Below are 20143 nucleotides of genomic sequence, written 5' to 3' on the forward strand. Positions count from 1 at the left end.
GTTCTATTATGAAAGGTGAACTATTAAGGATATTGAGGGAGGCGCCGGGATACGTTTCCGGACAGGAGCTGTGCGAGATCCTGGGCGTCTCCCGGACCGCCGTGTGGAAGACGATCAAGCAGCTGCGAGAGCAGGGATATGTTATTGAGGCTGCGCAGAATAAGGGTTATCATATGGTTGAGGCTCCGGATGTTATACAAAAAGGAGAGATTATAAGCCGTCTGAATACCCGGTGGCTGGGACAGAATCTTTTGTATCAGGATGAGGTGGATTCCACTAATACCTGGGCCAAAAGGGCCGGGGAGGACGGCGCCCCCAGCGGAACCGTTACGGTAGCCGATGTCCAGACAAAAGGGAAGGGCAGAAGGGGGAAAAGCTGGGTGACCCCCAGAGGAACGACCATTGCCATGAGTCTCCTCCTACGCCCCGAGTTCGGCCCGGAACAAGCTTCCATGCTTACTATAGTGGCGGGACTCAGCGTTGCCCAGGCCATAGCCGGGGAAACCGGATTGGAGGCACAGATTAAGTGGCCCAATGATGTTGTAGTGGCGGGAAAAAAGGTGTGCGGGATTCTCACAGAGATGAGCGCGCAGATGGGGTATATTGAATACGTGGTCACCGGGATCGGCATTAATGTGAACACGAAGGAATTTGCCGAAGAAATTAAGGATGTGGCTACTTCTCTTTTTTTGGAAAGCGGCAGGATGTACAGCCGCGCGGCTCTCATAGCAGGAGTTCTAAAACGGTTTGAGGAAAACTACGGACGTTTTCTGGAGTCAGGGGATTTGAAGCTTCTTCTGGAGGACTACCATAAGCATCTGATTAACTGCGGAAAAGAGATAAAGGTGCTGGATCCCAAGGGACATTATTCCGGCATTTCCCATGGAATTAACGAGAAAGGGGAACTGCTGGTGGAGAGAACGGACGGAACGGTGACCAGGGTCTTTGCCGGTGAGGTTTCTGTGCGGGGATTGTATGGATATACAGAGTAAGAATTGCAGAAAATAGAGGTAAGGTTATGTATGATGACAGAGTAGTATTGTGCGGTGCAAGTGCATATGAGGAAAAATACTATTTTAACCAGGATTTTGCCGCCCTTCCCCAGTCCATTCAGGATGAGCTCCATATCATGTGTGTGCTGTTTACACAGGATGTGGGCGGAATACTCACACTGGAATATGATGAGGACGGGAACCTGGAATTTAAGGTGGAAGCACTGGAGGCGGATGCCATGTTTGATGAGATTGGCAGCGCCCTTAAGATAAAAGAACTGCAGAGAACTAAGGGAGAGCTTCTGGAATCCCTGGAATTATATTACCGGGTTTTCTTCCTGGGAGAGGATATGGAAGAGGACATGGAAGAGGACAGACAAGATACAAAATAAGAGGAGGAGATGACATGCTGCTAGTAATCGATGTAGGCAATACCAACATTACCCTGGGGGTATTCCGGGAAAAGGAATTGATGGGGACCTATCGGATGACCACCAGAATGTCCCGGACATCGGATGAATACGGGATACTAATGTGTAATATGCTTGAGTATAGAGGGATCTCAAGGCATGAGATCGAAGATGTCATCATTAGTTCGGTAGTGCCGGATGTGATGCACTCACTCAGCAGCAGCATTATCAAATACTTTGACATAAAACCCATTCATGTAGGACCTGGAACAAAGACAGGCATCCGGGTAAGCGCAGTAAATCCCAAGGAAATCGGAGCGGACCGCATTGTAGATGCCGTGGCGGCATACACGCTGTACGGCGGGCCTGTGCTTGTTCTTGACTTTGGGACAGCTACTACCTATGATCTGATTACGGAGGACGGAAGTTTTGTGGCAGGTATCACTTCTCCCGGGATCGAGATCAGCGCCCGGGCTCTTTGGGAGGACGCGGCTAAGCTTCCCAAGATTACCATTGAAAAGCCTGTCTCTATTCTGGCAAAGGAGACCATCACCAGCATGCAGGCGGGGCTTGTGTACGGATACATTGGACAAACCGAATATATCATTAAGAAGGTAAAAGAGGAGTCCGGCCTCATTAATCTCAAGGTAGTGGCGACCGGGGGACTGGGAAAAATTATAGCGGATGAGACAGATATGATCGACATCTATGACACCCAGTTAACCCTTAAGGGACTGGAAATTATTTACGAGAAAACAAAGAAAGACAGATAGGTAGCAAAATCATGCAGATTGGCAACGTAGTATTGGAGAATAACCTGATTCTGGCACCTATGGCAGGGGTAACTGACCTGCCTTTTCGTTTGCTGTGCAAGGAACAGGGGGCGGGGCTTCTGTGTATGGAGATGATCAGTGCGAAGGCCATCTATTTCGGAAACAAGAATACAGAGGCGCTCATGGAAATAGATGAGAGGGAGCGCCCTGTTGCCCTTCAGCTGTTCGGATCAGATCCCGATATTATCAGTGAGATGGCGAAGAAAATAGAAGAACGGCCCTTTGACATTCTGGACCTTAATATGGGCTGTCCGGTTCCGAAGGTAGTGAATAACGGAGAGGGGTCTGCTCTTATGAAGAATCCCAGGCTGATTCACGAAATAGTGAGCAAAACGGTTAAAGCAATTTCTAAGCCGGTAACCGTCAAAATACGGAAGGGTTTTACAGAAGACAGTGTAAACGCAGTGGAGACAGCCAAAATTATAGAGGATGCCGGAGCGGCGGCAGTTGCCGTTCACGGGAGAACCAGAGAACAATATTATTCAGGGAAGGCAGACTGGGACATTATACGCCGGGTAAAAGAGGCAGTATCCATACCAGTCATAGGAAACGGAGATGTAGACTCCCCCGAGCGGGCAAAAGCCCTGGTGGAGGAGACAGGATGCGACGGAATCATGATAGGGCGTGCCGCCCGGGGGAATCCCTGGCTGTTTCACCAGATTCTCCATTACTTCCGCACCGGAGAAACAGAACCCAAACCGATAGCGGATGAAGTGTCAGATATGATACTCCGACATGCCCGCCTGCAGATAGCGTGCAAAGGGGAATATACAGGAATCCGGGAGATGAGAAAGCATGTTGCCTGGTATACCGCCGGCTTTCCCCATTCCGCAAGGCTGAGAGAGAGAGTAAACCAGATCGAGAGTCTGGAGGACCTGGAGAGGGACGTGTTCCTTTTAAAAAGAACACGTCCCAAATGAGGGATGGCCTGTCCCTTTTTGAGAGTGGCCTGTCCCCAATTGCGACTTCATGAAAAACCTTGACAATCCCTCTGGTATCCGCTATAATACTGTGATTGTTAAAAGGAAAAGTCTAAGCATTTATCACATAAATTTTAACATGAAAGACAAGAATTTTAATATGTAAGAAAGGGTGTAGAATAAGACATGGAAGAAAAGAAGAACTTGCTTACCTATGGGGGACTGAAAAAATTAGAGGATGAGCTTCAGGACCTGAAGGTATACCGCAGAAAAGAAGTGGCACAGAAGATTAAAGAGGCGAGAGAGCAGGGGGACTTGTCAGAGAACGCTGAATACGATGCAGCTAAGGATGAGCAGCGCGATATTGAAGCCCGTATTGAAGAGATTGAGAAGATTCTGAAAAATGCAGAAGTCGTAGTGGAAGATGAAGTGGATCTTGAAAAGATTGGTGTTGGATGTAAGGTAAAGGTACACGACTTTGAATATGAAGAAGATATTGAGTTTAAAATTGTTGGCTCTACAGAGGCGAACAGTCTGGAAGGAAAGATTTCCAACGAGTCTCCTGTGGGCAAGGCTCTAATCGGGGCCAGAGCAGGGGAAACGGTAAGTGTGGAAATGCCGTCCGGCATTATAGAATATAAAGTTCTGGAAATACAGAGAAACGTATAAGGGAGTGGAAAAAGTGGCACAGCAGCAGAAAAATGCACAGGAACAGGATATTAACCAGTTATTAAAGGTGCGCCGGGAGAAGCTTGCGGACCTCCAGGCAAACGGCAAGAACCCTTTTGAAATTGTAAAATACGATGTAACACATCACAGCCAGGAAATCAAAGATAACTTTGAGTCGCTGGAGGGACAGACGGTAAACATTGCCGGCCGTATGATGTCCAAACGCGTTATGGGAAAGGCATCCTTCTGCAACGTACAGGATCTGCAGGGGGGAATCCAATCCTATGTGGCCAGGGACAGCGTTGGGGAAGAACCCTACAAAGATTTTAAAAAGATGGACATTGGCGACATTGTGGGGATCAGAGGCGAGGTATTTAAGACAAAGACAGGTGAAATCTCCCTCCATGCTGCGGAAGTTACGCTGCTGTCCAAGAGTCTGCAGATTCTTCCGGAGAAGTTCCACGGATTGACCAACACAGATCTCCGTTACCGCCAGAGATATGTGGATCTGATCATGAATGCGGAAGTCAAGGATACTTTTATCAAGCGTTCTCAGATTATCAGCGCCATCCGCAGATACCTGGGCCAGGAAGGATTCCTGGAGGTGGAGACACCTATGCTGGTATCCAACGCAGGAGGAGCAGCCGCCCGTCCCTTTGAGACGCATTTTAACGCGCTGGACGAGGATTTTAAGCTGAGAATCTCTCTGGAATTATATTTAAAGAGGCTTATTGTAGGCGGAATGGAACGGGTATATGAGATTGGACGGGTATTCCGCAACGAGGGACTGGACACAAGACATAACCCGGAGTTCACCCTGATGGAGCTGTATCAGGCGTACACTGACTATAACGGTATGATGGACCTTACGGAGAATCTGTACCGTTTTGTGGCTCAGGAAGTACTGGGTACCACAACCATTACCTACAATGGCGTTGAGATGGATCTTGGCAAACCTTTTGAGCGCATCACTATGCTGGACGCGGTGAAGAAGTATGCCGGCGTTGATTTTAATGAGATTCATACCCTGGAGGAGGCAAGAGCAGCTGCCAGGGAACATCACGTAGCGTTTGAAGAAAGGCACAAAAAGGGAGATATCCTGAGCCTGTTCTTCGAAGAATTTGCGGAAGAGCATTTGATCCAGCCAACCTTTGTTATGGATCATCCCATTGAGATATCTCCCCTTACAAAGAAGAAACCGGGCAATCCTGAATATGTGGAGCGCTTTGAGTTCTTCATGAATGGATGGGAGCTGGCCAATGCATACTCGGAGCTGAACGATCCCATCGATCAGCGGGAACGCTTCCAGGCACAGGAAGAGCTTCTTGCTCAGGGTGATGAAGAAGCGAACCATACAGACGAAGATTTCCTGAATGCACTGGAAATCGGAATGCCGCCGACTGGGGGCATCGGATTCGGAATTGACCGGATGGTTATGCTGCTGACGGATTCAGCGGCTATAAGAGATGTGCTGCTGTTCCCCACGATGAAGTCACTGGACACGAAAAAGGGCGAGGCAAAGGCGGAAAAAGCTGTTGCACCAGAAGTAAAAACAGAGGAGAAGCCTGATTTTTCTAACGTGAAGATTGAGCCGCTCTTTGAAGAAGTGGTTGACTTTGACACTTTCAGCAAATCTGATTTCCGCGCTGTGAAGATTGAAGCGTGCGAAGCTGTTCCCAAGAGTAAAAAGCTTTTGAAATTCACTCTGAATGACGGAACAGACCGAAAACGTACAATTTTAAGCGGCATTCACGAATATTATGAACCGGAAGAGCTGGTGGGAAAGACGGCGATTGCCATTGTAAATCTGCCGCCGAGAAAGATGATGGGCGTTGATTCTGAAGGTATGCTCATTTCGGCAGTACATGAGGAAGAGGGCAGAGAAGGGTTAAACCTTCTGATGGTAGATGACCGGATTCCGGCGGGAGCAAAGCTGTATTAAAACCTGGCGAACCAGTAAGCGAATAGATGGTACGGTAAAGGACACTTTTCTAAAAAAAATTTTAGGAAGGTGTCTTTTTGCATGCGCCGCTCAGAAAAAAGCCGGAACCGTAAGTGCGAAAAGGCATGCTAGGGATGGTGGAGAATTTCCAGACACTTAGGGTACATATAGAAATAATTAACAAGGGGACATTATACCAAACTATTGGTGCGGATGTTCCCTTACTTTTATTTTTGAAACATTTCAGTGTTAAAGGCTCTGAAAGCAGGCCCAAAAGAGCCTAAAATAGGGGGTTGTCCGGTTCATGCATGTAAACGGTGAAATAATATTTCTGGATGAATGAGAAATATTATTTCATGTAATTTCGTAGTAAACAGAATGATGTTGTACATTATGCATAAAAATAAATGATATGAAAGCTTAATATTGACTTATTGTAAAATAGTGATAAAATAAAATTACACGATGAAACAGCCAAACATGCATAACAAATAAAAATTGACACTGAAACTAACAAATTTCGACAGTATATGAAATTAAATTACATGCATGGGGGCGAAAATAATAAAGGGGTTTCCTGTATCATCCAAAGACAGGGGCTCCCGGGAAAGGTGGCTGATAGACAAACCCTCAGCAAATAAGATTACTGATTTTGCCGGTTAGTAAAAATCTTATGGAACAGCGGAGGTATGAAATGAATTGTAACACACAGGACGCGAACATTGCAGAAAGGCACAGCAAGACCGCTGTGATCCCCGGCATGGAGTTGACCGGCATCTATGCAGAGAAATGTTCATTCATTTCGCTCATTGCTCTGAGAACTGAGCAAAATGAAAAAAGTAAAATATTTGACTAAATTAGGGAGGAGTCATTATGAAACTGAGTACAATCATGAAAAGAGGACTTGCCGTTGGTTTGATGGGTATTATGATGGTAAGTCTGGCTGCCTGCGGAGACAACAAGGAAGAAGAAAAAACAAATGCCCAAACAGATACCAAAACGGAAGCAAAAGCCGATGAAACCGGATCTGACGCTAAAAGTGACGTGACGCTGAAGTTCCAGCAGTGGTGGGGCGCAGAACTTCCGGAAGGATATCTGGATGATATTTGTGCCAAATATGAAGAAGAGACAGGCGTGAAAGTTGAGCTGTTAACAGCACCATGGGCGGATACAAAGACAGCTATCACAGCAGGCGCAACAAATGGCACCATCGCAGATATCATAAGCGTGGATGGTGCGTGGCTTTCAGAATTTGTTGACATGGGTGTTCTGACCAACGTAGAAGATGCAGGTGTAGACAGCAGCCTTGCAAGTGACATCTGGAAAGTAGATGGTACAGGCTACGTGGTTCCTGTCCTGAACTTTGCATATCCGATGTATGTAAATATGGATATTCTGAAAGAGGCCGGAGTTGAAACAGTTCCTACCACATGGACTGAACTGAGGGACGCATGTAAGAAGATTACAGATGCAGGAAAATCTGCATTCGCGTTAAACCTTGGAACCACAAACGCTAATGGAATCCAGAACGTATTTATGGGAACCGGCTGGGGTTCAGGAATCAGCCTGAAGGATGAAAGCGGAGCATACAAGACAAAAGACAATGCAGGTCTGGCGTCTCTCGCTGAAATGTTTAAGGGACTTTACGATGACGGTTCTTTATATCCGGGTATGAGCACACTGGAAGAGTCTGAGATGACAAGTAACTTTGCAGCAGGCAACTGTGCATTTACAGTGGCATCTGCAGCTACCATGAGCCAGTTTACTGACATCAATTTCGAAGCTACCACAATCCCGGTAAAAGATGATTTCAAGGATAAGAGCGGTATCTGCTATGCAAGCTGGGCAGTAGGTATTTCAGATTCCTGTGAAAACAAAGAAGAAGCAGCTAAGTTCATCAACTACCTGCTTGGGGGCATTGATGGAAAAGATGGTTCTGCATCTGCAGGTCTGGCGGCTACAATGTCAGCATTCCCGAACAGTACGGTTGCTGAACCGGATTACAGCAAGGCGCCTAAACAGTTCCAGGATTACTATGAGTTATACAAACAAAATTATGTAATCAATGAATTTATTGGACTTCCTAACGCATCCGATGTAATGACCTCTATGACAAACGATCTGACCACATATCTTGAAGGTAAAATTGACATCGATACACTGCTTTCTAACTGGCAGGGTTACCTTGACGCCGCAGGAAAGTAAATAATGAGGAAGTAAAATAAGAATGGGGAGCGGGGGTAATCCCTGCCCCCCATTTCTAAGAAGCAGCTTTAACTTTAGTGAAAGAATCTTTGGTCCATAAAGTTAAAATAGGATAATAGGAGGGACTGATTTTGAAGTTAACAGGAAAGAAAACTGCACCATACAGATATCTTGCCCCGACGATACTGCTTATGATTGTTTTTATGGTAATCCCTATCTGCATGGTAATCGGTTACTCTTTTGTGGATAAAGCTGTCGTCTCGCAGAACCCGCAGTTTATCGGATTAGAAAATTATAAAACAATATTTGCAGACAACGAGTATATAGGAGCAATTTCTAATACCATAATTTTTGTAGTGGTAAGTGTAGTTGCGCATTTAATTCTGGGCATGCTGTTTGCAATGCTGCTGAATTCCAAATATTTTAAAAGCAGGACAAAAACAATAGCCCGTGTTATTTATATTCTTCCATGGGTATTTACCGCATCCGTTGTTGCGATTCTGTGGAAACTGATGTTACAGCCGTCGGGTATTGTAAATTATCTCCTGTCGATCTTTCCGCAGATATCCCGAAATACCGAGTGGCTGAGCAACAGCTCAATCGCGCTGGCTGTTATCTGCTTTATCAATATCTGGTGCGGATATCCGTTTTATATGATTAGTATTCTTGCAGGCCTGCAGGGAATCTCCGGAGACTTGTATGAAAGCGCGGCTATTGACGGCTCAACGGCTGCTAAGAGCTTTCTTCATATTACCATTCCGCAATTAAAACCGATTTTGATTAGTATCGCGATGTTAGATTTTATCTGGACGCTGCAGTCCTTTAATGTTATCTGGATGTTAACTGGGGGCGGTCCGGTAAATGCAACAGAGACGTTGAGTATATATATTTACAAAAAAGCGTTCCAGAAGGTGGATTATAGCATGGCCGCAACGGCAGCTACCATATTGCTCGTGGTCTGCATATTTATTGCAGTATTCTATGTGAGACAGCAGAAGAAAGTGAGGGAATAGGGGATGGTTGGAAGTTATAAAAAAACAACGAAGGTCATAGTTTCTATTCTTTTGGTTTTGGGAGGCCTGTTCTCAGCATTTCCAATATTGTGGATGGTCTGCTCTTCCCTAAAATCGAATTCAGAAATCTTTTCATGGCCTCCCAAATTTTTGGATAAGACAGCCAGCTTATCGTCCTACGCAGCAGTGCTGACGGACTCCACAAAGGTAAGATTCTTTATAAACAGTTATATCGTGGCGGGATGTGTAGTGCTGCTGACTTTGTTTGTTGGAATACTTGCCGCATATGCATTCAGCAGATTTGATTTTCCGGGAAAAGGCGTTTTCAATTCGCTGATTGTCAGCGTTCAGGCAATCCCGCCCATTGTACTGCTCATACCGTATATGGGTCTGATTGTGGCAATGAAATTGTTTAATACATATTTTGCGCTGATTCTTACCTATCTGATCACTACGCTGCCCTATTGTATTTTAATGATGACAGGTTATTTTAATACTCTGTCCAGGGAACTGGACGAGGCGGTCATGATCGACGGCGGGTCCAGATGGAAAGCTCTTTGGTCCGTATTAGTACCAATATCTATACCGGGAATGGTTTCCGTAGGAATGTACACGTTTATGCAGGCATGGAATGAATATCTGTTTGCGCTGGCATTGACACAGACAACCGATATGCGTACCGTTCCAATCGGTATCAACTTGCTGATGGGCCAGCATGCATATGACTGGAGCCAGATGATGGCCATGAGTGTGCTGGGATCGATACCTGTGCTGATTCTGTTTATCTTTTTCCAGAAATACTTTATAGCCGGCATGTCTTCCGGCGGTGTGAAGGGCTGATGGAAAATGGATATATATTAATTTAAAGAAAAGAGGAGAATAATTATGTTAATGAACATGAAACAATTACTTGCCGTAGCAAATGAGAACAACTTTGCCGTACCTGCATTCAACATTAGTGACTACAATATGTTTAACGGCATTATGGAGGCATCTGAAGAAAAAAATGCACCTGTGATTATTGCAATTCACCCGGACGAGTTAAGTCATATTACACCGGAGATGGTAAAGGGGATTGTTGAGAGAGTACATAATTCTTCCATTCCTGCTGTGATCCATCTGGATCACGGCGGAACCTTCGAGCAGGTGATTACCGCAATCCGCGCCGGATTTACCTCTGTCATGATCGATGCTTCCAGCCAGCCATACGAGGGAAATGTTGCTACATGTCAAAAGGTCTGCGAGGCAGCTCATGGGGTTGACGTCTCTGTTGAGGGGGAACTTGGCACCATCGGTAATACAGATTCTGTGGAAACAACGGCACCGGATGAGATCTTATATACAGATCCCATGCAGGCAAAGGATTTTATTGAGAAAACAGGGATTGACTGTCTGGCGATTGCAATCGGAACCTGCCATGGTATTTATCCGAAAGATAAGAAGCCGGAGCTCCGTATTGATATTCTGGATGAGATTAAAAAGGTTGTGGATGTACCCCTTGTACTTCACGGGGGATCTTCGAATAAAGATTCCGAAATCGCGAAATCTGTAGAGCACGGCGTAAATAAGATTAACATTTCAAGCGACATTAAAGCGGCTTACTATGAGAAAATGAGAGAGGTTCTTCAGGATGCTTCTCTTCGCGAACCAAACCAGATTCAGCCGCCCTGCGTGGAAGCTATGAAGAAAGTCGCTTTTGACAAGATTGAACTGTTCCAGGCATCAGGGAAAGCATCACTTTACTAAAACTGAGCACTATATGAGACCGAAGGAGACTGCAGAATGAATGAGAAAATTGCTTTGGGCTTTCATACCTGCGTAGATTATGAGCTGAAGTGGGATACACAGGTGGCAGAAGCGCAGATTAAGGCATTTGATATCCACGCGGATGAACTGAAACTGGATATCGAAGTTGATTCAGAACGCGCAATTTGGATTATGAGTCTTGCACATTTGCAGGCTGGAATCGGATGTGAGATGGTTCCGGACACATCCAAGATGTGTGTGGAGTTTGCAAATCATTTTGAATATGAGGTGACCTTGGGAGGAACCCCTACCCGTGCCGGCATTATTCTGGAACGCCTGGGCTATCCCAGTGTGCTGCAAACCAGCTGCTACAATGAACATGTAAAACGGCTGATGCCGCCGGGTATCCGCGTCCTGCCGGGGGTGGGGCCGGATCAGAACGAGATATATCCGCACGTTGTTTTGCAGTGCCATAAGGGTGTGAGGATTCAGGCAAATGACATTGATTTTGTTACCCCAAGGGAAAACAGGATCTTGATCTCAAGGGATGAAGACAGTCTGCATATGCCTGTTCTGCCGGATGAGTTCGGAAAAATGATCGGAGGATGCCAGGTATTCCTGCTGGGGTCATTTTCGGAGCTTCTGGATTCGGAGGTGCTGAGAGACAGGATGGAGAAGACAAAGTCACTGCTGTCCTATCTGCCGGGGGATGCGGTAGTGGTAATGGAGGACGGATGTTATGTAAAAAAGGAATTCCGCACCTATGTCCACCGGAAGCTGGCGCCTCAGATTGACGTGCTAAGTATGAATGAAGACGAACTGCAGCAGTATATCGGAAAGACAATTGATATACTGGACGCAAAAGCAGTGGAAGATGCTGTGAAATATGTCTATGACAATTCCGGCATCAAGCTGATTCTGGTTCATTCTGCCGCGTGGGCACTGGTTTACGGGGAAAATGCGTGCACGATGCGGGCTGCTCTGGAGGGGGGAGTTACGATGGCGGCAACACGGTTTAGAATGGGAGACAACTTTACAGTAAAAGACTTTGAACAGACCAAAGACATACCGGATAAAACAGAAGGCGTGGCATTTTGTGAGAGGATGAGAGAGAGTCTGGGAGACAAGATTTACTGTATCCCCTGTAAAGATTTGAGCTATGTGGAGAAACCGACGGTAGTCGGCCTGGGCGATTCGTTTGCCGGCGGGCTTCTGCCGGGTCTGCTGAAGGAAAGCAGATTTAAGTAGACATCATATGAAGGAGAAAACACAATGTATGAAAAAACAGAAAATATCTTAAAGATGGCGAGGGAGAGCAATACTGCGGTAATCTCATTCATCTGCATGGATTATACAATGGCAAGAGCGGTTGTATATGCTGCTGAAGCCGCTAACACACCGGCAATGGTTATGCTGTACCCGGAGCATGTTACCGTTCAGCATACAACAGGATTTGCAAATTATGCGGCCATGGTAAAGGAATTGGCAGGCGAGGTGAAAGTGCCCATTGGGCTGCATGCGGATCACGATTTTACGTATGATGCAATTATGAATACCATAGGGGCAGGGTTTGAATCTGTTATGATTGACGGGTCCATGAACGACCTGGATACCAATATTGCACTGACCAAAAAAGTGGTTCTTAAGGCACACGAGCTGGGTGTGTGTGTAGAGGGCGAGATTGGTCACGTGGGAGCGGCGGCAGCCTCTGACAATGCGAATGAGGATCTGTATACAAAAGCGGATGCGGCAGAAAAATTCTGCAGAGAGACGGGCGTGAATTCTCTGGCAGTTTCTATCGGAAATGCACACGGTGAATATAAGGACACTCCTCATCTGGATATACCGCGTCTGGAGGAGATTCATGCGGCTACTGATGTATCCCTGGTTCTGCATGGAGGAAGCGGCATACCGGATGACCAGCTGCTGATTGCTTTTTCAAAGGGAATCAATAAATTTAATCTGGGAACAGAATTTTTGGGCAAATATTATGATGCCGTAGCTGCGTTTTCTCTTGAGAATGCAGAGAACCCGGATCCGGTGAAAATTATTAATCTTCCGGAGTACGTGCAGGGAAGATTACAGCCTTACTTAGAGGAGCGTCTGAAAACCCTCTGCCATTTTTAGACGAAAGGGGCAAAAGATGCAAAGATACAGGTGCCCGCGGGAATGAGGGTGACAGAGGATAGCATATGTGATATTATTAAATCAATAATTATTCGCGAAGTATTTACAAAAATAACGTATGGAGCAGAGAACCTTGAAGAATGATAGTATATTACAGATGGAAGTACTTGATGTGATAAAACAAAAGTACGGCGAGATATTTGCAGCAGAAAAAAAGGTAGCTGACTTTGTTTTGCAGAATCCGCAGAAGACAGTAGACTCCAATGTCTCGGAGATCGCAAAGCAAAGCGGAGTAAGCGATGCTACAGTTGTGCGCATGTGCCATCATATTGGATACACAGGATATTATCAGTTTCGGATTACTCTTGCAAGAGACTTAGGAAAGAAACAGTACGAGGACATAGTGATTCCAAAGAGTATCGGGGCGATAGAAAAGCTGTTTCACGACTATGCGGAGAATATGATTGCAATCGGCAGAAGAATGGACGCAGAAATTATGTGGAATTGCGTGAATCTCCTGAAAAAATGTAATGTAGCGCATATAATCGCTATCGGCAATACGTGTTCGATGTCACAATATATGGGATTTCGGCTGGGAAGGCTTGGGATCAGGAGCACCTATGGCTCCTCTGCGGAATTTTTTATGAACCATGTGAATCTTGCGGACCAGGATGATATTGTGATAGCCATATCAAAATCCGGTACGTCAAAACCGGTCATCTTGGGAATGGAATTGGCAAAGGAGAAGGGAATAAAGATGATTGCCATTACTGACTATGCAGAATCACCGGTCTCTGAACTCGCGGATTATGTGCTGCTGTCCAGCGGGGAAGATAAGCCCTTTAACTATTACAAGGATTATGCACAGACAAACCTGATGGCGACTATTGATGCACTTTTGAACTTTGTTACCAATGAGGAATGGATTAAGACAAAGCAGGCAGACAGGCCTGAAATGATCTTATCAGAGTATAAGCTATAAATTTGCTATAGGCGAGGAAACAGATAGCAGGGACAGGTGCCCTGCTATTTGGATATTAAGAAAGGATGGGTTACAGTATGAAACGTTCAAGAATCAATGAAGTAATTAAGGATATGGAGGCATTAATTGCGGAACATAGATTTGAGATACCGCCGTTTGCAAAACTGACTGCGGAAGAATGGCAGAACATGGGCCACGAATACGATGAAGTCCGTGACAACTGCCTGGGATGGGATATTACAGATTATGGTCTTGGAAACTTTGATAAAGTAGGCTTTTCGCTTCTTACGATCCGTAACGGGAATCAAAAGATGCCGGAGAAATATCCAAAGCCATATGCGGAGAAGCTTCTGATGCTGTATGAGGGGCAGACCGCACCCATGCACTATCACTGGAACAAGATGGAGGATATTATAAACCGGGGCGGGAACGATATCTATATCACTGTATACAATGGAGCAGAGGATAAATCAATGCTGGACACAGATGTGACTGTACATACGGACGGTAAGACGGAGGTGGTTCCTGCAGGGACCAAGGTTTGTTTAAAACCGGGCCAGAGCATTACCATTACTCCTTATATGTATCATGATTTTATTGTTCCCGAGACCGGCGGATCTGTGTTATTGGGGGAGGTATCCATGTGCAATGATGATGAGAATGACAACTGTTTCTATGAGCCGATCGGACGTTTCCCGGAAATAGAGGAAGACGAAAAACCTTACCGTCTGCTTTGTACGGAGTATCCGAAGGCACAGTAGCCGGGGCAGCTGATGCAGAAACAGAGTGAATCCGTTACCTGGCATTTAGGAAGAGTTTCTTGCGGAAACTCTTCCTAAATAATGTCAGCTGATGTTATCGTTAAGATAATAATTATGACGGAACAGATGGTCATCTACCTGCTCGGATAAATGCGTCAGCTCTTTCTGGACATCTGCACCAGTTGCAATGTGATAGTAAGCATATGCAAATTGTTTGCTGAAGAACGGATACGCCGGAGTCTGCGGCCTTGTAAAGGAGGAATGGCGCAGTTGTGAGAACAGTATATTGTTATTGCTGGAAACAGTCTGAAAACTATCCATTACCTCATGAATTTCTTTTAATACCGGAATACCGGTGAGCCTGCTGATCTTCAACTGATTCTGCAAACTGAACACATACCGGATAAATTGGCAGCACTGTTCCGGGTGCCGGGTCTGACGGGACATACACAGTCCCCAGCTTCCGTGAGGGATGGCGGCTTTTTTTCCATGGGGAAGAGGAATGAGGCCTATATTGTCATTTTCTTTTAATGACTGAAAATACGCATTAGGCAGAGACAGGCTCATGGCAAAATTATTCGGAAAATTGTCGCTGACATCCTCAATATGTGTATAGTTATATTTATGAAACAGGTTTCCCAGCCAATCCATTGCAGCAATAGACTCCGGAGAATTGATATAACCGGAAGTTTTTGTCAGGTCATCATTAAAAAGTCTGCCGTTATTCTGCAGAATAAAAGGAAGACCGGAGTAGCTGTTCCATTCCCCGGACTTTGGGGAGAGCCCCCGTCCGGAATCCATAAGAAGCGGATAGGGGAAAGAGGTCTTTTCTTTAATAAGTTTACATACGGAAAGAAATTCGTCCCAGCTCCAGGCATCGTCTATACCGGAGGGAATGCGGATTCCAAGACAGTGAAACAGTTCCTTGTTATAAAGAATACATAGAGTGGATTCTGTATAACCAAGGTGATATAGCTTTCCCCGGAATCTGCCCTGAAGAAGGATAGGATCCAGGAATGAGCTTAAAAAGGCATCATCCATGTAGTCGTCAAAGGGAAGAAGAGAGTTCATATATGCCCAGTATGCTACATCCGGACCGTCCAGAGAGAGGATATCCGGAGCATTTCCGCTGGTGAAGCTCTGGAACAGGGTATCTCTAAGGGGCGCTTTCTGGTTAGACAGAAAAGTCCCTTTTACCGTAAACCCCTGGTTACTTTCGTTAAATGCCTCGATCAGGGGAGTCCAGAACTGCTTCTCACTTTCTTCCATGGGACACAGATAAATACTTAATACAGTCTGCAGCTGGGTACGGTCAGTGACAAAGCTTCCCTTTCCCTGCTGCCGGACGATATAGCCTTCTGCTTCCAAAGTCTTTAATGCCTGTGTAATCGTGCTTTTGCTGATATTTAGAGTACGCATTAATTCGTTATCGGAAGGAATGGCGTCTCCCGGCTGGTAACAGCCGCTTTCTATTTTATGAATCAGATTGTTTTTAATGGTGATATATTTTGGTGTTCTGCTATTCATACTTACATTCTCCCTACTTTTTGAAAAAGCGTTGACAAAGCTTTTTCTGTATGCTAATATCATAGCATAAGTTGTTCGAATAAACAATAAGTATTTCAAAAAACTCTCTGCAAGCGCAGGGAGTTAAAATATAAATCAAGTTATTCGAACAACCGAATAAGATGGAGGCGGAGGGTACTATGTGCAAAGGTTTTACAAGGGAAGAATTGTATGACAGAACTCCCAGGGTGTATAAAAGGGAGGCTGCAGAGGTGAGATTTCTGCTTGGGGGAATCGGAACAGGCAATTTTTCTGTGAATTCCAGGGGGAAATTCCTGGATTGGGAGATTTTTAACTGGCCATCTAAGAATACGAAATTTCCTCTTTCATTTTTTGCAATTCGCACGGAGAATGAAAAGATGGATCAACCAATTACTAAAATATTGGAATCCAGACTGGTTCCTCCTTATACCAGTTCACACGGATATCTGCAGGCAGAGTTAGTGAATCTGCCAAGAATGGAAGACTCAGAAATGGTATGTGAATATCCATTTGCAAGAGTGAATTTTAAAGATTCTGAACTTCCAGTCCAGGTTTCAATGGAAGCGTATACGCCGTTTATTCCATTGAATACAGACGATTCAAGTATACCATGTGGAATTATAAGGTATAAGGTAAAGAATACTGCAGATTGCAGTACAAAGGTGAGCCTGGTGGGGACATTGCCAAATGCATCAGCATTTGAGGGCTATGATGTAATTGAGAATCTGAAGCTGGCAGACAGCGTAAAAAATGAGTATAGGTCGTTTGAAGATGTCAGTGGGCTCTATTATGAACCGGAGCATTTGAAAGAAGATCATTTGCGGTATGGCAATATGGCTATTCTGACCAGCGGAGACAATATTACATATAAGACCCAGTGGTTTGATGGAGAGTGGGTAGATGGAATCCAGGATTTTTGGGATGATTTTACGGAAGACGGACTTCTGGAAAAGGAAACACAATCAGACAGCGTGGGATGTGAGTTTGCACAGTTTCATAATTTCAGCTTTTTAAAGAGAAGAGAAAAGATAGGATCTATCGGATCCTGGCAGGAGTTGGCACCCGGCGAAGAAAAAGTATTTGAATTTGTCATTACCTGGTTTTTTCCCAATCGGGTGAAGGCCTGGATTGAGTTTGATGAGGATTATGAGAAGTTTCAGCGGGGAGAATATGGAACGGTAAGGAACTATTATGCAATCAAGTTTAAGGATGCATGGGATGTGGGACAATATGTTTACCGAAATAAGGAACGGCTGGAAAAGGAAAGCCGGAACTTCTCTGAGGCAATGTTCCGCCGCACCACACTTCCCTATTATGTAATTGATGCATTGACAGCAAATATTACGAATCTAAGAAGCAATCTCTGCTTCCGGTTAGAGGATGGAACTTTTGGAGGATTTGAGGGAATACGGGACTATATTGGCTGTGGTTATGGCAGCGTTCCCCATGTTTGGAATTATGCGCAGACCGCTGCATTTCTGTTTCCTGATTTGGAGGAAACCATGCGGAATGTAGAGTTCCTGCGGGAGACAGACGAGAATGGGTGTATGTCCACCAGAATGTTTTCCGTATTTGACCAGGAGCGGTATGCCATGGTTCCAGCCTGTGATGGTGAACTAGGCAGCATTGTCAGGATTTATCGGGACTTTAAGAATCTTGGAGATGTGGAATTCTTAAAAAATATCTGGCCCAAAGCAGTTGCGGCAATGGAATATGCCCTTCGCCAATGGGATTTAGATGGAGATTATGTACTGGACGGACAACAGAATACTACTTATGATATTGAGTTCTATGGTCCCAATCCCATGACGGACAGTATTTTTCTGGCTGCATTAAAATGCTGTGAAGAGATGGCGGAAATACTAGGTGATGAGGAACATCAGAAAAAATACGGCAAAGCATATGAAACAGGTGCCAAGAGTGCGGATGAACTGATGTTTGATGGGGAATATTACGTCCAGGTGCAGGAAGATATAGATAAGTACAAATACCAGTTCGGCAAAGGCTGTCTGTCGGATCAGCTTCTGGGACAGTATCTGGCATATATGGCAGGGCTCGGAGAAATTCTTCCCAAAGAGCATGTGAAATCTGCTATGGAATCTGTATTCCGTTATAATTACAAGACGGATTTCTACCATACGGACAGTGTACACAGGGCCTATGCCATTAATGAGGAACACGGTATGGTAGTTGCAACCTGGCCGAAGGGAGGAAGACCGAAGTTCCCATTATCCTATGCAGGGGAAGTATGGACTGGTGTGGAATACGAAGTGGCAGTAAATCTTATCTATTCCGGATGTGTGGAGGAAGGCCTTACCATCGTCAAATCTATTCGTGACCGTTATGACGGATATAAGAGAAACCCATTCAGTGAAATTGAATCCGGACATCATTACTGCCGGGCAATGGCGAGCTGGGGCATATTAAATGCACTGCTTGGATTGAAGAGTGATATGTACCGCAAGACACTTTCTATCCGCCCTTTTACAGAGGGGGAATTATCAAGCTTCTTTATTTGTGGGAAAGCATGGGGCGTCTACAGCCAGAAAATGGAAGATGGGAAGTTGGTAAAAAGCATTGACGTTCTTTATGGGACGTTAGATGATATTAACGTAGAAGCGTAAGGAGGGTATTTACATGAAGAAAAGAAATTGGAAAAAACTTGTTGGAGCAGTTTGCGCCGCGGTTATGGGGACATCCATGATTGGCTGCGGAAACGCTGGGAGCGGAACGGAGCAGAATGAAAGTAAATCAGATGACGGGATCACCATAACCTTTGCAGAGCATGTGGCAGATATTGAGACACAGGAACCCCATATGATGAAAATCATTGACGCATTTGAAAAAAGTCACCCTGGAATCAAGGTTAATATTACGGGAAAAGAGGTTTCTGAGCATAATACACAGATGACTCTTCTTGCAGGAGAAGATAAACTGCCTGATATTTTCTGGCTGGAACAGGCGCCTGCAAAGGAGTTTGCTCAGAACGGATATCTGTATGATCTCACAGATGCGCTGAATGACTATGGAATCAATGACAGCCTGCTGCCGGGGCTGGTCAATTCCTGTACCGTGGATGGCAGGGATTATGGTATGCCCAGTGAAGTAATGATGGTTGGTTTCTTCTACAATAAGGACCTTTTTGCACAGGCTGGAATTGATAAGGCTCCGGTTACTTATGAGGAGTTTACAGATTCGGTAGACAAGCTGAACGCTGCAGGCATTACACCGCTGACAGTCGGCGCACAGGATAATTACAGTATCTGGGCGTTTGAAACTATGCTGGCAAGATATGGTTTCTTTGAAAAGCTGGACGGACTTCTGGATGGAAGTATTTCCTGGAATAATGAGGATTTTATCCACTATTTTGAAAAAGTAGAGGAAATGAGAGAAAACGATACCTTTACAAAAGATATTTCCAATATGGGATATTTTGAAGCAAAAGAGCAGTTTCTTGGCGGTAATGCAGCAATGTTCAACTCGGGCGCGTGGGATATCGGAGAATTTGAGAGCAGTGATATGGCATCTAAAATTGGCTTCTTTTGGGGACCTACCTTTTCTGACAGTGAGTACAATCAGGAGATTGGCATCAAGGCTTCCGGCGGAGTATATGTAATATCAGCAAAGGCTGCAAAGGATCCTGAGGTATTAGATGCAGTCATGCAGTTCTGGCAGTTCTATTACGGCCCAGAGGGAACAAAAATCATTGCAGAAGATACCTCTGCATTGCCATGCGCAACTTATAATGGGACGATTGATAATAATGAGCATCCCGTACTTGGTACTATGATTGAAGCGCTGAATGATGACTGGAAAGCAGTAACAGAGCCGTTTAACTCATTGTCCTCCACAGTTGCATATGGTTTCTTCGATGCAACCTTTGGCGTTATGAATGGTGTATATACGCCGGGGGAGGCCGCTGATTACGTAGAAGGTCTGCAGAGTGCGGAAAGATAAAAGGAAGGCTGGGGGCGGTATCAGAATATACCGCCCTT

At 45.1% G+C, this 20143-nt stretch carries 18 protein-coding genes; 17 read left to right on the forward strand and 1 reads right to left on the reverse strand.

Annotated features, from left to right (window positions below; genetic code table 11):
* Positions 1-8 precede the first annotated feature (8 nt).
* From ACGHCT_RS01360 to ACGHCT_RS01430, 15 genes are all read left to right on the forward strand, one after another.
* Positions 9-992, forward strand: a complete 984-nt coding sequence (locus ACGHCT_RS01360) for a biotin--[acetyl-CoA-carboxylase] ligase (RefSeq protein WP_256280951.1) — start codon at positions 9-11, stop codon at positions 990-992.
* Positions 993-1018: 26 nt separating this feature from the next.
* Entirely contained in the window at positions 1019-1384 is a 366-nt protein-coding gene (locus ACGHCT_RS01365; RefSeq protein ID WP_390437773.1) for a DUF6145 family protein, read from the forward strand.
* Between the two features lie 14 nt (positions 1385-1398).
* A complete protein-coding gene (locus ACGHCT_RS01370; RefSeq protein ID WP_154257581.1) occupies positions 1399-2175 on the forward strand; it encodes a type III pantothenate kinase in 777 nt (258 codons plus the stop codon).
* A gap of 11 nt (positions 2176-2186) precedes the next feature.
* Entirely contained in the window at positions 2187-3155 is a 969-nt protein-coding gene (dusB, locus tag ACGHCT_RS01375) for a tRNA dihydrouridine synthase DusB (RefSeq protein WP_390437775.1), read from the forward strand.
* A gap of 186 nt (positions 3156-3341) precedes the next feature.
* Positions 3342-3824, forward strand: a complete 483-nt coding sequence (greA, locus tag ACGHCT_RS01380; RefSeq protein WP_072854193.1) for a transcription elongation factor GreA — start codon at positions 3342-3344, stop codon at positions 3822-3824.
* 13 nt (positions 3825-3837) lie between these two features.
* A complete protein-coding gene (gene lysS / locus ACGHCT_RS01385; RefSeq protein WP_226902430.1) occupies positions 3838-5766 on the forward strand; it encodes a lysine--tRNA ligase in 1929 nt (642 codons plus the stop codon).
* A gap of 694 nt (positions 5767-6460) precedes the next feature.
* On the forward strand, positions 6461-6622 hold the full coding sequence (locus ACGHCT_RS01390) for a hypothetical protein (protein WP_154257589.1): 162 nt from the start codon (positions 6461-6463) through the stop codon (positions 6620-6622).
* Between the two features lie 17 nt (positions 6623-6639).
* Positions 6640-7971, forward strand: coding sequence for an ABC transporter substrate-binding protein (locus ACGHCT_RS01395; RefSeq protein ID WP_154261706.1), 1332 nt, complete (start codon positions 6640-6642; stop codon positions 7969-7971).
* Between the two features lie 131 nt (positions 7972-8102).
* Complete coding sequence (locus ACGHCT_RS01400; RefSeq protein ID WP_154261705.1) at positions 8103-8984, forward strand: carbohydrate ABC transporter permease; 882 nt, start codon at positions 8103-8105, stop codon at positions 8982-8984.
* 3 nt (positions 8985-8987) lie between these two features.
* Entirely contained in the window at positions 8988-9824 is an 837-nt protein-coding gene (locus tag ACGHCT_RS01405; RefSeq protein WP_154261704.1) for a carbohydrate ABC transporter permease, read from the forward strand.
* 45 nt (positions 9825-9869) lie between these two features.
* Complete coding sequence (locus tag ACGHCT_RS01410; protein WP_154261703.1) at positions 9870-10730, forward strand: ketose-bisphosphate aldolase; 861 nt, start codon at positions 9870-9872, stop codon at positions 10728-10730.
* A gap of 36 nt (positions 10731-10766) precedes the next feature.
* A complete protein-coding gene (locus tag ACGHCT_RS01415; protein WP_390437778.1) occupies positions 10767-11978 on the forward strand; it encodes an ADP-dependent glucokinase/phosphofructokinase in 1212 nt (403 codons plus the stop codon).
* A gap of 24 nt (positions 11979-12002) precedes the next feature.
* On the forward strand, positions 12003-12857 hold the full coding sequence (locus tag ACGHCT_RS01420; RefSeq protein WP_390437780.1) for a class II fructose-bisphosphate aldolase: 855 nt from the start codon (positions 12003-12005) through the stop codon (positions 12855-12857).
* Between the two features lie 133 nt (positions 12858-12990).
* Positions 12991-13839 (forward strand): MurR/RpiR family transcriptional regulator, encoded by an 849-nt coding sequence (locus ACGHCT_RS01425; RefSeq protein WP_226902426.1) that lies wholly within the window; start codon positions 12991-12993, stop codon positions 13837-13839.
* Positions 13840-13916: 77 nt separating this feature from the next.
* The gene (locus ACGHCT_RS01430) at positions 13917-14600 is read left to right on the forward strand and encodes a D-lyxose/D-mannose family sugar isomerase (protein ID WP_154261699.1); all 684 of its coding nucleotides are present in this window, start codon (positions 13917-13919) and stop codon (positions 14598-14600) included.
* Between the two features lie 84 nt (positions 14601-14684).
* Here ACGHCT_RS01430 and ACGHCT_RS01435 read toward each other — a convergent pair whose 3' ends face one another.
* A complete protein-coding gene (locus ACGHCT_RS01435; protein ID WP_173015675.1) occupies positions 14685-16127 on the reverse strand; it encodes an extracellular solute-binding protein in 1443 nt (480 codons plus the stop codon).
* 179 nt (positions 16128-16306) lie between these two features.
* On the opposite strand from ACGHCT_RS01435, the gene ACGHCT_RS01440 reads away from it, so the two are divergent.
* Together ACGHCT_RS01440 and ACGHCT_RS01445 are read left to right on the forward strand one after the other, a co-directional pair.
* Positions 16307-18772: a GH116 family glycosyl-hydrolase gene (locus ACGHCT_RS01440; protein WP_390437784.1), complete on the forward strand. Its 2466-nt coding sequence runs from the start codon at positions 16307-16309 to the stop codon at positions 18770-18772.
* A gap of 13 nt (positions 18773-18785) precedes the next feature.
* Complete coding sequence (locus ACGHCT_RS01445) at positions 18786-20105, forward strand: ABC transporter substrate-binding protein (RefSeq protein ID WP_390437786.1); 1320 nt, start codon at positions 18786-18788, stop codon at positions 20103-20105.
* Positions 20106-20143: the final 38 nt, after the last annotated feature.

The sequence above is a fragment of the Lactonifactor longoviformis genome (assembly GCF_042848515.1).
Taxonomy (GTDB): domain Bacteria; phylum Bacillota; class Clostridia; order Lachnospirales; family Lachnospiraceae; genus Lactonifactor; species Lactonifactor longoviformis.